9 protein-coding genes are annotated in these 13,782 nt (G+C 58.9%); 4 read left to right on the top strand and 5 right to left on the bottom strand.

Annotation, left to right across the window (positions count from 1 at the left end; translation table 11 throughout):
- The first annotated feature begins 225 nt into the window (after positions 1 to 225).
- Entirely contained in the window at positions 226 to 3,414 is a 3,189-nt protein-coding gene (locus tag AAC126_RS06720; RefSeq protein ID WP_339851348.1) for a response regulator, read from the top strand.
- Here the strand turns inward: AAC126_RS06720 and AAC126_RS06715 are convergent.
- Positions 3,411 to 4,193, bottom strand: coding sequence for a DUF2189 domain-containing protein (locus AAC126_RS06715; RefSeq protein WP_339851345.1), 783 nt, complete (start codon positions 4,191 to 4,193; stop codon positions 3,411 to 3,413). The two genes, AAC126_RS06720 and AAC126_RS06715, sit on opposite strands and share 4 nt — an antisense overlap.
- A 282-nt stretch (positions 4,194 to 4,475) precedes the next feature.
- Between AAC126_RS06715 and AAC126_RS06710 the strand changes: the two genes are divergently transcribed.
- From AAC126_RS06710 to AAC126_RS06700, 3 genes are all read left to right on the top strand, one after another.
- Entirely contained in the window at positions 4,476 to 5,636 is a 1,161-nt protein-coding gene (locus tag AAC126_RS06710; RefSeq protein WP_339851343.1) for a TAXI family TRAP transporter solute-binding subunit, read from the top strand.
- Between the two features lie 95 nt (positions 5,637 to 5,731).
- A complete protein-coding gene (locus AAC126_RS06705) occupies positions 5,732 to 7,735 on the top strand; it encodes a TRAP transporter fused permease subunit (RefSeq protein ID WP_339851341.1) in 2,004 nt (667 codons plus the stop codon).
- 393 nt (positions 7,736 to 8,128) lie between these two features.
- Complete coding sequence (locus tag AAC126_RS06700; protein WP_339851340.1) at positions 8,129 to 9,184, top strand: dipeptidase; 1,056 nt, start codon at positions 8,129 to 8,131, stop codon at positions 9,182 to 9,184.
- 58 nt (positions 9,185 to 9,242) lie between these two features.
- Here the strand turns inward: AAC126_RS06700 and AAC126_RS06695 are convergent, their stop codons facing one another.
- The 4 genes from AAC126_RS06695 to AAC126_RS06680 form a co-directional block, all read right to left on the bottom strand.
- Complete coding sequence (locus AAC126_RS06695) at positions 9,243 to 9,452, bottom strand: cold-shock protein (protein WP_339851338.1); 210 nt, start codon at positions 9,450 to 9,452, stop codon at positions 9,243 to 9,245.
- Between the two features lie 76 nt (positions 9,453 to 9,528).
- Complete coding sequence (locus AAC126_RS06690; protein WP_339851336.1) at positions 9,529 to 10,992, bottom strand: DEAD/DEAH box helicase; 1,464 nt, start codon at positions 10,990 to 10,992, stop codon at positions 9,529 to 9,531.
- Positions 10,993 to 11,188: 196 nt separating this feature from the next.
- Positions 11,189 to 12,742: an AMP-binding protein gene (locus tag AAC126_RS06685; RefSeq protein WP_339851334.1), complete on the bottom strand. Its 1,554-nt coding sequence runs from the start codon at positions 12,740 to 12,742 to the stop codon at positions 11,189 to 11,191.
- A 44-nt stretch (positions 12,743 to 12,786) separates the two neighbouring features.
- A complete protein-coding gene (locus AAC126_RS06680) occupies positions 12,787 to 13,602 on the bottom strand; it encodes an IclR family transcriptional regulator (RefSeq protein ID WP_339851333.1) in 816 nt (271 codons plus the stop codon).
- Positions 13,603 to 13,782: the final 180 nt, after the last annotated feature.

Raw genomic sequence — 13,782 nt, 5'->3', positions numbered from 1 at the left:
GCCATTGGCGGATGATTTGTCCCTTACGGGCCGTTTCCCGGCAAAACAATAGCTGGAACCTTGTCCCATCCTGAAATTTAACCTGATGCTAAGGAACAGAGTTTTATTCTTCTGGTCGAAGATTGAGTGTGCTTTATCTCTGACGCTTCTATGTCGAGTGCACCAATATGCCGAGAACCTCCTGGCTTCTCGGAGCAGGTTATGAACCGCGGGAAAGACTCGTCCTTGGCTGGTGATGAATTCGATGAAGAGATGGCCCGGCTTGAGGCGTTCGCCGATGTCTCGAACGGATGGTTCTGGGAAACAGACGAGAGCCATCATTTCATCTATCTCTCCAGCTCTGTGGAGCGGCTGTCAGGGCGATCGCCGGAATGGCATTACGGCAAATCACGCGCGGATGTAGGCGGCAGTAACGTCCGGCCCGAGGTCTGGCAGGCCCATCTGGATGATCTTGCTGCCCGACGTCCTTTCGACAGTTTTGTTTATCGCAGGCTCACGTCTCATGCCGAGCTCTGGATCCGGACGAGCGGGGCTCCGCGTTTTAATGCCCAGGGCGTCTTTCTTGGCTATCGCGGTTTCGCCTCGAACATCACCGCGGAAATCATGGTCCGCCGCGAAGCGGGGTTGCTGAAGGAAGCAATTCAGCAGATTACCGAGCCGTTTGTCCTGTGGGGGGCTGACGAACGTCTGGTCGTCTGCAACGATGCTTATCTCAAGCTGAATGAGAACTTCGCGTCCATGCTGGTTCCCGGGATCTCTTTCGAGGAGGCCCTTCGCGCCGTTGCCAATGATGGCCATGTCATAGCTGCGATCGGGCGGGAAGAAGAGTGGATTCTCGAAAGGCTTGCAACACACCGGTTGCCTGAGCACTCCCATTATCTGCAATTGTCGGGCGACCGGCACATGATGATTCACCAGCAGAAACTCTCGAATGGTGCTGTTGCGTGGTTCGGCCTGGACATTACGCAACTGAAACAGGCCGAGCGCCGGGCGGAAGACGCGCACAGGCAGTTGACCGATGCGATTGAAGCCGTGCCGGATGGCTTCTGCCTTTACGATGCGGATGAACGTCTCGCCCTGTTTAACTCCCACTATGCGACATTCCTGGAAACGTTTGGCGTAGAAGCGAAAGTCGGGCTTCGGTACGAGGATGTGTTACGCAAGGTTGCCGATTCCGGATTATTAGAGATCACGGAAGCTTCAACGGAAGAATGGATAGAAAACCGGCTCGCGCTGCACCGCTCGCACGATATCGCCCGGTTTGATCGTGCTTTCAAAGGCGGATGGGTGCGGGTCATCGAGAGCAGTACGAGCGATGGCAGCCGGGTGGGACTACGGATCGATGTTTCTGAATTGAAGGCGCAGGAAGCTGAGCTGCAGCGTGCTCGCGAGGCTGCCGATATTGCAAACAGTGCGAAGTCGATGTTCCTGGCGAACATGAGTCACGAACTTCGAACCCCGCTCAACGGGGTCATCGGACTAAGCCGCTTGCTAGCCGATACGCAGCTTGATGAAAAGCAGCGTGGCTATATGGCGAAGATTGAGGCGTCATCCGAAATTTTGCTGTCCATCGTCAAGGACGTTCTCGATTTCTCGAAGATCGAAGCGGGCGAAATGACGCTTGAGATCGTCAATTTTGGCCTGGATGTCGAACTCCGGCGCCTGAGTGATGTGATATCGCTGCGGGCGGCTGAAAAGGAGCTGGGTTTCAGGATCGACATCGATCCGGACACGCCGATGAGCCTCAAGGGGGACCCGGTTCGGATAGGACAGATCCTGCTAAATTTCCTCAGCAATGCGGTGAAGTTCACCGAGCGGGGTGAGGTTGTTCTGTCCATTGAAGCCGAGGCCATCGCGGACCGCCATGTGACCTTGCATTTCTCCGTGCGGGATACCGGTGTTGGGATGACGGACCTGCAGGTCGGGAATATTTTCAAACCCTTCACCCAGGCTGACCCCTCGACCACACGGCGGTTTGGCGGCACCGGGCTCGGCCTGTCAATCAGCCGCTCTCTTGCTGACCTGCTGGGTGGTGAGATTTGGGTCGAGAGTGTGCCGGGTAAAGGCAGCACGTTTCACTTCAGAGTACGGACCGCAATCGGAACGGCTTCCTCCCCGTATAAAATCAAGGCGTTTGAGCATCTCAGAGGGAAGCGCGTTCTCGTCGCCGATAACAGCGAAACGGCACGGCTGCTTATGTATGAGATGCTGTCCGAGATGGGGATTGAAACACATCTCGCGGAAGGTGGAGCGGAAGCGATTAGAGCCGCGGCAGAAGCGGGGCCGTTCGACGCCTTTCTGCTGGATTACAGGATGCCGGGCATCGATGGCCTGATGGCGTGCAGAAATATCTGTGAAACCGCAAGGACCCGGAGCGGTCAACGTCCCCAGGTCCTGATTTTTTCGGCCGATAATTCGAAATCCCTGAAAAACGCGGCGCAAGAGGCCGGCGCTCTGGATGTTCTCACGAAACCGATCAATGCATCGGCGCTGTTCGATGCCGTTGCGCTTTTGTTTGATAAGGCGGAACTCGTTCTCGGAAACAATGGCGCACCGGCCTCTCCTGATGGGTTGAGGGGGCTGCGGGTGTTGCTGGTTGAGGATAATGCGATCAATCGGGAGATTGCGGAGGCAGTACTGGGCAAGGCGGGCGTCAAGGTCACGCAGGCGGAAAACGGTCTGGTGGCGCTGAACCTTCTGAGAGCCGGCGGGCGTGCGGCTTTCGATGCCGTGTTGATGGACATTCAGATGCCCGTGATGGACGGCTATGCGGCGACGGATATCATCCGGGAAGAACCTGAATTCGACGATTTGCCGATCATCGCGATGACGGCGAATGCGATGGCGAACGAGAGGGAAAAATGTTTCGCCGTTGGAATGCAGGATCATGTCTCGAAACCCGTCGAGAACAAGAAATTGTTCGCGGCTCTCTGGAAGTGGTGCAACATTGAGGATCAAGGGGCGATGCCAGAACCCGGTGGTGAAGCGGGGTCTTCTGGCGAACAGACTGGGCCGGAAGAGGATGCCGTGATTAACGAAAATAACGAAACCGCGCTGACGTCAGACGAACTTGCCGCGCGCTATGAGCCGCTTGCCAAGATGATTGGCGATGCCTCCATGGTGGGCCGCTTCCTTGGTCAATTCAGGGAAAGTTTCGCGGATGCGCGGGCTGTCTTTGCCGGGCATGTCGATACGGGGGATAGTGAAAGCGCGCATCGCTATGCGCACCAGATCAAGGGGGTCGCTGGCAATCTGCGGCTGACTGATATTTTCGAGCAGTCGAAACTGGTTGAGAGCGGCTTCAAGGAAGAGAATGCCCCCACGGAGGAATGCTCCGCGGCGCTGGAGGAATTATTGCGGCGGATCGAAGCCGAAATGGTTCTGATTGACCGGCATCTGGCAGAGAACGCTTAAGTCTCGAAAGAAATCAATCTCTTGTAAAGATGCCAGGTCGCGTGCCCGAGAATGGGAAGCGCAACCAGCAATCCAAGAAAAGCCGGCAGCATCGACAGATAGAGGGTCAGTCCGACAAAGGCGGCCCAGCCGATCATGACGAGCGGACTCATCGTGACGGCTTTGAAGCTGGTGATCATCGCCGTGATGAAATCATGTTCCTGTTCGAGCAGGAGCGGGAACGAAATGACGGTCGTTGAAAACAAAATTAGCGCGAGTATGGCGCCGAAAACATGCCCCAGAACAAGAAAAGCCAGACCGTCAAAAGTGCTCAGGATTACGGTCAGAAAACCGCTGAAACTTGTAAATGATTGAAAACCCAGAAATACAGCTAGCAGAATGCGGACCTGATACATCCACATGATCAGCATGAACATGGTCACGAAAGCCATCCAGCCGAGCTCGCGCCGCCGTTGAGCGTAGATGACTGTAAGGACGCCTTTCCATGTCAGATCCTGTCCTGCGGCCAGCCGTCTGCTGATCTCGTATAATCCGACAGCGGCAAAGGGACCGATCAGGGAAAAGCCCACGGCAGTCGGATAGGCGAGGTAGGACAATCCCAGGGCCCAGGTCATGGCCAGGATGGCGATGCCGCCGAAAGCAAAAAAGCCTCCGAAGAACAATCCGAATCCCGGCGCCCGCAGAAAATCCTTCCAGCCATGACGCAGCGCGGCGCGAAGATCTTCGACCGTTCCGGCCCGGATAATAATTTTTGGAGGGTATGCCTCCTCGGATGTCATGCCCCGTCCTCCCATTATATTTTCCAGTAATTCTAGGCCTTTCAGGGATTGATAGGAAGTCACCGCGGCGCATGGGCTATGCAGCGTCCGGGATAGTCTCATTCCTGATTGTCAGCGTTTCATGAATGCAATCGCTTGACCGGTTGGCAATTGCGGATATTTTGTTTGCGAAACGCAATTTCGCAAACGTGTGACACGATAAACAAGTCGCACTTTGCAAAGGGGACCGGACCGCAAGTCATTGCGAAACCGGGCCACCAGGGAGCCTAAAGGAGGAATTTCATGGGCATTACTCTGCACTCATTCCGGCGTGCTGCGCTCGCCGGGGCCGCTATCACCGTTGCTTTTGCTGGTACGGCCATGGCCGATGCCAAGCTGCCGAGCCAGCTGGCCTGGACGGCTTATGGAACCGGTACCGCCGGTTACAACCAGTCGGTTGCCATCGGTGGCGCACTGAAAACGAAGCTCGGTGTCAATCTGCGTGTTCTGCCGGGCAAGAACGACGTTTCCCGTACCGAGCCGCTGCGCCAGAAGAAAGTTCAGTTCTCTGCCACTGGCGTCGGTGCCAGCTTCATGGCACAGGAAGGCGCATTCGATTTCGGCTCCAAGCGCTGGGGCCCGCAGCCGATCCGCACACTGATGATGAGCAATGGCGCGAGCGGTCTTGCCGTCGGTGTCGCCAATGACGTCGGCATCAAGGAATACAAGGATTTGAAGGGCAAGCGCGTTGCCTGGGTCAAGGGATCGCCGTCCCTGAACGTCAACACCGAGGCCTATCTCGCATTTGGTGGTTTGACCTGGGATGACGTTGAAAAGGTCGAGTTTGGTGGCTTCGGGGCGTCCTGGGCCGGCATGGTGAACGGTCAGGTCGACGCGGCCTTCGCCTCCACCAACTCCGGCAAGGCCTACGAAATGGAAGCCAGCCCCCGTGGTCTGCTTTGGCCGCCGACCCCGGAGAGCGACACGGCAGGTTGGGCGCGCATGAACAAGATCGCGCCGTTCTTCCAGCCGATCAATGCCACCGTCGGTGCTACCCTTTCCAAAGAAGCCCCTGGTGCCACCGGTGCTTATCCCTATCCGGTTCTGGTTGCCTATCCGGATCAGGATGAAGACCTCGTCTACAACATGACGAAGGCGATGGTTGAGCTGTTCCCCGATTATTCCGGCAAGGCGCCGGGCATCGACGGCTGGGCTCTGGACAAGCAGAACCTGAAATGGGTCGTGCCGTATCACAAGGGCGCCATCAAGTTCTTCAAGGAAGTTGGCAAATGGGGTGACGCGGAAGACGCGCACAACAACGAGCTTCTGAAGCGTCAGGACATCCTGCAGAAGGCCTGGGCCGATTTCCTCGCCAAGAACGTTGCCGAAGACGTTTGGGCCGACGAATGGCGCACCGCCCGTCATGCGGCCCTGAACGCCGCAGGTCTCGACGCGGTCTTCTAAGACCACGGGACTTTCTTTCAAGCCAGAGGACGGCGCATGGCGCGCCGTCCTCCGGTGATTCCAGATGCAGCATTTTTTTGAGTTGAGGCGCTCCCATGAGTGAGCAAGTTTCCCCGTCATCCGGCATGGATAACGATAAAAATGGCGAAGTCGACGAGAAGCAGCGCACACGCGCGCTGAGCGGCGTTGCCAAATGGATTTTCATCCTGTTCACCGCGGTGGCTGTCTTGCTGTCGGTCAACCAGCTCTTCAACTTGCAGTTCTTCGCCGGGGTCGTGATCCTGGAAGGACGCTATCTCTTCCTGCTCGCGGGACTGTTCCTGTCTCTCACATTCCTGTCGTTTCCGCTGCGCGGTGAGCCGGGCGCCTCGGTTGCCTGGTATGACTGGGTTCTGGCCGCGCTGGCCGTGGGTGTCTCCGGCTATTTCGCCTACACCGCCGACCTCAGCCTTGAAGAGGGATGGGAATACGCGCCGCCGGAAACGGCCCGCTGGGTTTCCTTCCTGTTCTGGGTGCTCATCATGGAGGCGACCCGGCGCGCTGGCGGTCTGGTGATTTTCCTGATCGTCTTCGTCTTCTCGCTTTATCCGACATTCGCCGACATCATGCCGGGGCCGATTTCCGGTTTCTCGCAGCCTTTTGTCGACGTGATCCCGTATCACATCATTTCCTCGGAGAGCTCTTTCGGCATCCCGATGCGGGCCTTCGGCAATCTGGTGATCGGGTTCATCATTTTTGGCGCGGCCCTGCAATATACCGGTGGCGGCGCGTTCTTTAACAATCTGGCGCTCGCGCTTGTCGGTAATCTGCGTGGCGGTGCGGCCAAGGTGGCGATTTTCGCCTCCGGCTTCATGGGCTCGCTTTCCGGCAGTGTTATCTCGAACGTGCTGACAACCGGCGCGATTTCCATCCCGGCGATGAAGAAGACGGGTTTCCCGGCGCGCTATGCCGCCGGCACGGAAGCCTGCGCCTCAACGGGCGGTGTGCTGATGCCGCCGGTCATGGGCACCACGGCCTTTGTCATGGCTTCCTTCCTCGGCCGCCCCTATCTGGAAATAGCGGCGGCAGCGGCCATTCCGTCATTGCTCTACTATTTCGGTCTGTTCATCCAGATCGATGCCTATGCGGCCCGTCACAATCTGAAGGGCATTCCGCGCGAGCAATTGCCGTCGATCCGGGAAACGCTGAAAGAAGGCTGGTTCTACCTCTTCGTCTTCGCACTGCTGATTTTCCTGATGATGTTCCTGCGTCAGGAAACCTGGGCGCCGTTCTATGCGACGGCCCTGCTACTGGTGATCAACCAGATTTCGAAGAAGCACCGGTTCGATCTGAAAGGCTTCTTCAATCTGATCTACAGCATCGGGCGCGGGCTGACTGAACTGGTCGCGGTGTTGCTTGGTATCGGCCTTATCGTCGGGGCGTTCTCGGCGACCGGGCTTGCCGGTACGCTGGTGAATGATCTGATCTTCATTGCCGGCGGTTCCGTCTTCATGCTGTTGGTCATGGGGGCAATCACCAGCTTCATCTTCGGCATGGGGATGACGGTCACGGCCTGCTACATCTTCCTCGCCGTGGTACTGGCCCCGGCTTTGGTGAAAGCCGGTCTGAACGAGCTCGCGGTGCATCTCTTCATCCTCTATTGGGGCATGGTGTCCTACATCACGCCGCCGGTTGCCCTCGGTGCCTTTGCCGCGGCGACCATGGCCCGGACCAATGCACTTGCCGCCGGTGTCGAAGCCATGCGGCTCGGCAGCATCATCTATTTCGTGCCGTTCTTCTTCGTGTTGAATCCGGCGCTGATCGGTGAGGGCGGGGCGGCCGAGGTGATTGTCGTTCTGGCAACCGCACTGCTTGGTGTCTATCTCGTAGGCAGTGCGCTGCAGGGCTATATCGCCGGTTTCGGTAATATAGGTTCCGGGGCGGTTCCGATGGCGGCCAGGGTTCTTCTGCTGATCGGGGGATTGTTCTTTGCCGCTCCGGGAGATGTCATCCCGGGTGTGTCTCATCTGCACATGACACTGATCGGTATTGTACTGTGTGCTCCCGTGCTTCTTTTCGCCCGGACGAAGCGGCGGAGAGAGGAAGCGGCCATCGGATAGAGCGGGATTTGGTGCGGCGGGGGACGGTGCTCCATGAGCGCCGTCCTGCGGAGAAAGGTATCGATCGTGCTGGTGCCCCTGCGCCTTCGTTACCATCCGCCGCCTGCCGCGCCGCCCGCTCTCTCTAAGTGAGTCGCGTAACGAAGTGATTGCTTTTACATGACTTTCTGATGTCGCTTAGTTGCGAATTCAAACGAATTTCCCAGTAAGAACAAATTTCGACAGGAGACCGGGAGCATCTTCCTCCGAAAGCGACTGGAAAAATTTTCGGCTGGGCGCGAAGATACGACCGCAATTCTTTTGAACGGGGCTGGTTGTCAGGACCGGACACAAAGCGCCGGGTCAATTCCGAGGCCTCCGTTCCCCCAATAGTCATGCTCTGAAGGAAACGCCATGTCCGCAGACCTTATTCCTGTATTTGACGGCCATAACGATACGCTGCTGCGCCTCGTTCTGGCCGATGGCGGCCGGAATGCGAAAAGTTTCCTTGAAGCAGGCAGAACGGGGCATCTGGATCTTCCGCGCGCCCGAAAGGGCGGCTTCTGCGGTGGCCTGTTTGCCATGTTCACGCCCTCCCGCTTTAGGGACGACGACACACTCGATCTGTCGCCGGACGATCCCGGAAATTTCGCCGAGGTGTCGCAACAAGTCGCGGAACCTTTCACCCGCAAGATGATCGATATGGCTCTGGCGGTAGAGAGTCTGTCCGCTGGCGAGGTGGTGATCGCGCACTCGGTGGGGGAGGCGCGGCAGGCCATGGCCGATGGAAAGCTGGCCATGATTCTTCACATAGAGGGCGTGGAATGCCTTAGTCCCGATCTGTCCAACCTGCACACATTCTATCAGGCCGGACTGCGTTCTCTCGGTCCTGTCTGGAGCCGGAAGAATGCATTCGCCGATGGTGTGCCTATGGACTTCCCGGGCTCACCCGATACAGGAAGCGGGCTGACCGAAGCCGGCCGTGACCTGATCCGAGCCTGCAACACCATGGGGATCATGGTGGATCTGTCGCATATCACCGAACAGGGCTTCTGGGATGTTGCGAAACTTTCGACCAAGCCGCTGGTTGCGTCGCATTCAAACGCACATGCGATCAGCCAGTCTCCGCGTAACCTGACCGACCGGCAACTGGAAGCCGTGCGCGCGAGTGGCGGACTCGTCGGCATCAACTTTCATGTCGGCTTCCTGCGGCCGGATGGCGTCAAGGACGAACGAACCGATCTGGATCAGATCGTCGCGCACACGGATCACCTGTTGGAGAAACTCGGTGAGGACGGTGTCGCGTTTGGCTCGGACTTCGATGGCTGCATGGTGCCGGCGGCACTGGGAGATGCGGCTGGCATGCCCCGGCTGATAGAGCGATACAGGCAAGCAGGATACGGTGAGACGCTGATCCGCAAGATTGCGGCGGAGAACTGGCTCTCCCTGCTGGAACGGACTGGTCTCTAGTCCACGTACCAGGAGATGCCGCCCCGGACCCTGATCGGGTCCGGGGCGCGAATGTCGATTAGTCGACTTTCAGATTAGCGGCAAAAGCCCGGCCACGGCGGGAATCTTCTTCAAGATCAAAAGAGATCTTGGTGCCGTCCGGCAGGTCGCTCAGACCAGCGGTCTGCAGAGCGGTGATGTGAACGAACACATCTGCGCCGCCGTCGTCCGGCTTAATGAATCCGTAGCCTTTGGTGGTGTTGAACCACTTAACTGTCCCTGTCGCCATTTTCATCTCCTTCGTAAATCAATGACAGTTTCAAGGCCGGACCGATGCCCCGGTCCGGCCGTGACTCGAACGCCAGCTATGCAGCTTCGCGGCGTTTCGATTGCTTGCGCCGGAGAGTGTTTTCACCCCCGCCGCCATTCGGTTTCCCGTGCGGAGCCTTCGGCTTGTTGCCGGAGTTCTGCGGACGGCGATCCGACCTTTCACCCGATCCGTTGCCGTTACCGCCGCCATTGCCGTCCTTCTTCGCGAAAGACTGGCCGCCGCGCCGCTTCTGGCCACGGCCTTTGCCGGGGCCGTTCGGGCGCTGGCCACGACGGTTTCCGCCGTCATTGGCGGGAAGCCGCTCGGGAGCTGTTCCGCCAATCACTTCGATCCGCTGTCCCGTGAGACGTTCGATATCGAGCAAATAGGCGAATTCTTCCGGATCGCAGAGCGACAGCGCGGCGCCTTCGGTGCCGGCGCGCGCCGTACGGCCAATCCGGTGGACATAGCTTTCAGGTTCGTTCGGCAGCTCGAAATTGATCACGTGGGTGATGTCGCTGACATCAATTCCGCGCGCAGCAATATCGGTTGCGACGAGTGCACGGCAGGCACCGTTACGGAACCTTTGCAGGGCACGCTGGCGCGCGCTCTGGGTCTTGTTGCCGTGCAGGGCCTCGGATTCGATTCCGGAAGCCGTGAGCATCTTGGCCACCCGGTCGGCCTTGTGCTTGGTCCGGGTGAAAATGATGACCTTGTTGAAGTCCGGGTTCGACAGAACCTCAAGCAGGAGTCCCTGCTTGGCGGAGGACGGAACGTGATGCACGGTCTGATGAATGCGCTCCACGGTCAGCTGTTCCGGTGTGACTTCCACGCGGCCGGGCTCTTTCAGTAGGAACTGGGCAAGCTGTTCGACCTTTGGCGGCATGGTGGCGGAGAACAACAGGCTCTGCCGTGCCGTCGGGATCATCTTGGCGATTTTGCGCACGTCATTGATGAAGCCCATATCGAGCATACGGTCGGCTTCATCGAGAACCAGATGCGTGACGGAGCCGAGGCTGACGCAATCGCGTGTCACGAGATCAAGCAGGCGGCCCGGGGTGGCAATCAGGATATCCGCGCCGCGGCCGAGAGCCGCACGCTGCGGCCCGAAGGCAACGCCGCCGACGACGACAACCTTCCGCAGACCGAGATGGCGTGTATAGGTCGCGATGCTCTCGCCGATCTGGACCGCGAGTTCGCGGGTCGGGGCGAGGATCAGGGCGCGAACGGTCTTTGCCGGCAGCTTGCGCCGGCCGGCTTTGTCCGATTCAGCAAGGTGGTGCAATATCGGCAGCGAGAATGCGGCCGTCTTACCCGTACCGGTCTGGGCGATCGCGAGCAGGTCGCGCCGGTCCAGGACCATGGGTATCGATTGCTGTTGGATGGGAGTGGGGGTTTCGTATCCGGCGTCTTTCAAAGCACGCAGGATGGGCTCGCACAAGGCGAGTTCTGAGAAATTGGTAGCAGTCACAGGGTTATTTGGTCCATTGCAACGGAGCGCTGTCCACAGACAGGGCATCGTATTTAGCCGTCTTCCACGCGCACTTGGAGCAAACGGAGATTTATCCAATTGCGGTGTGACAGAAAGTCTTTTGAAGACCGTCGCGCGATCACCCCGCGGTGCCCATATGAGTGATGGTTAAAACCAAATAAGTCAAGGAATTGATTTCGCAGAGCTGTATTGCGCGGTGTTCCGGGGAGCCGCGTGAAGGCGGTTATACGGCCCCGATTGCGTCTGCCTGCTGCTTCAATTGCGCCTTGAGGATTTTGCCTGTCGCGGTGGCCGGAAGGGCCTGAAGAAAGACATAATGGCTGGGGCATTTATAGGGGGCGAGATTGGCCCGCATATGCGCTTTCAGTGCCTCTTCGCCGATTGTCCGTCCGGCGATCGGCTGAACGAAGGCGATGACTTCTTCATTATCTCCGGCGACGCGGCCGACGACGGCTGACAATGCGATATCGGGATGCTGCGCGAGCACGCCTTCGACTTCAGCCGGGTAAACGTTGAAGCCAGACCGGATGATCAGTTCTTTCAGGCGCCCGACGACGTAGAGATTGCCGTCAGCATCCTCGCGGCCGAGATCGCCGGATCTGAACCAGCCGTCCCCGGTGATCACGTCGGCTGTCTGTGCCGGGTCCCGATAATAGCCCTTCATGACGTTCGGGCCGCGCACCCAGATCTCGCCAACCTCTCCCGTGGCTTTCGGCAGCCCCGTATCCCGGTCGGCAATCCGGAAGTCGACGCCCGGAATGGCTGGGCCGACAGTGTCGTCGGTTGCCGGATTATCCATTCTGGTGGTGGTGACGGTCGGGGCGGTTTCGGTCAGGCCGTAGCCATTGTGCAGCGGCTGCTTCCACATCGCTTCGATCTTCGTCTTGATCGTGAGGTCCAGCGGCGCACCACCGGCCGAGAGATAGCGGAGTTTCGGGGCGGGCAGGGGGGTGCCGTTCTTCGCCGCCAGTTCCAGAAGATGAGCGTACATAGCCGGAACGCCCTGGAAGATGGTCACGCCATCCTCGGCCAGGGCCCGCGCGGCCTCTTTCGGAGCGAAGCGCGAGACGGTGTGCAAATGCCCGCCATGGGCAAGGGTGCCAAGGAATACGGAGGCCAGGCCGAAGACATGGGAGGTCGGCAGCACGCCATAGGCCAGATCATTCGGTCCGATGGCGCGAATGCTGCCGGAGACTTCGGCGATGAACAGCAGGTTGTCATGGGTCAGCATGACGCCCTTGGGCTGTCCGGTTGTACCCGATGTATAGATCAGCGCGGCGACCTGATCGGCACCGTCCTTGCCAAGCGGCTCGGCCACGGCTGTTTCATCCAGCGGTGCGATCCGCAGGCCTGCAAGGGGCGGGATATCGAACGGCACCGCTCCGGCGGCTTCCGCATGGGCTGCCGCGTCCGGGGATACGCCCGTGGTGTAGAGCGTGGTCCGGGCTCCGGCATGCTCTGTGATTTTCAGGATCTCGTTGCGCGTCAGCCGGGCATTGATCAGCACGCTCCAGGCGCCTATCCGGGACAGGGCAAAGATCAGAACCTGCAGGGCGACGGCATTTTCGTTGACCAGAACCACCCGGTCTCCACCCCGGACGCCATAATCCGTCAGCGCCGTGACGGCTTTATCGACAGCCTGTTTCAGACCGCGCCCATCGAGCGAGATTTCCGCGTCGCTCAAGAGAATACGGTCGGCGGCATCCTCGGCTCTGCGGTCGATAATTGCGTGGAGATACGAGCCTTTGGAAAAGCTGCGGTCGAAATTCTTGGTCATCTCAGGTCCGTTCAGGTCGGCAGACGTGCTGGTGGTCGGTGGGATCAGCTGTTCGAGGCGACGACACGAAAACCCTGACCGCCCATGGTCAATGTTTCCGCGAGGCGGACCAGGCGTGGTCCGAGATCGTTCTCGAGTTTCTCCCTGGAGAGGAGGAAGCTGGGGCCGCCGCAATTGAGGGCGAAGACAGCGGAGCGATCGGGCATGATCACGGGGACGCCGACCGCATGCACATCCTTGTGCCAGTCCGCGAGGGAGAACGTGAAGCCGTAGGCGGCAATATCCTCGACGGCCTGATCGACGCCGTCTTTCACCCTGGAATAACGCTCCGGATCCTTGTGCGCGATGCGCTCCATCAGATAGCCGCGTTCATCGGCCGGCAGGCCGGCCAGGAATGCCCGTCCCATGGCGGTTTCCGCGATCGGAATGCGGGAGCCGACGTCAAGGCGAAGGGTCAGGGCGCCATCGCCGCGGCAGGTTTCCAGATACAGCATCTCAAGCCGGTCGCGGGTCCCGAGCGAGATCGCCGCATCGACATCATTGGCCATCTGCTGCATCAGAGGCCGGGCGCGGGCGCGGATATCGAGATTCGAAAGGAACGAGTATCCGAGAGACAGCACGCTCGGCCCCAGCTGGTAAAGCCCGGTGCTTTCTTCCATGGTCAGATAACCGAGAGTCGTCAAAGTATAGGTCAGACGCGAGATCGTCGGTTTCGGCAGATTGGTCCGTTCCGCGAGTTCCTGGTTCCCGAGACCGCCATCGCCAGGCTTGAAAGCACGAAGGATTTCGAGACCGCGTGCAAGGGCGGTAACAAACTGCCGGTCCTTGCCGTCGTCATTCTGGTCGGTGCTGTTGGACATCGTGCCTGGTCGTTCCCTTATTTCCACGCCGAAGCCTTCCGGCTTTGGCTCCGTCTCTCGTTTCGGACGGTTCTCTATAGGATATGCATGTCCGGCGCGCAGGTCAATTTGCGGAACAACGTTCCGCGTGTCGAAATTAAAGCGCATTCATTCGCTTCGTATCCTGCGTGGAAATGGCGC

The sequence above is a fragment of the uncultured Nisaea sp. genome, from assembly GCF_963974195.1.
Lineage (GTDB): Bacteria > Pseudomonadota > Alphaproteobacteria > Thalassobaculales > Thalassobaculaceae > Nisaea.
Note: the sequence above shows the minus strand (reverse complement) of the source record. Positions and strands in the feature narration are given on the sequence as shown.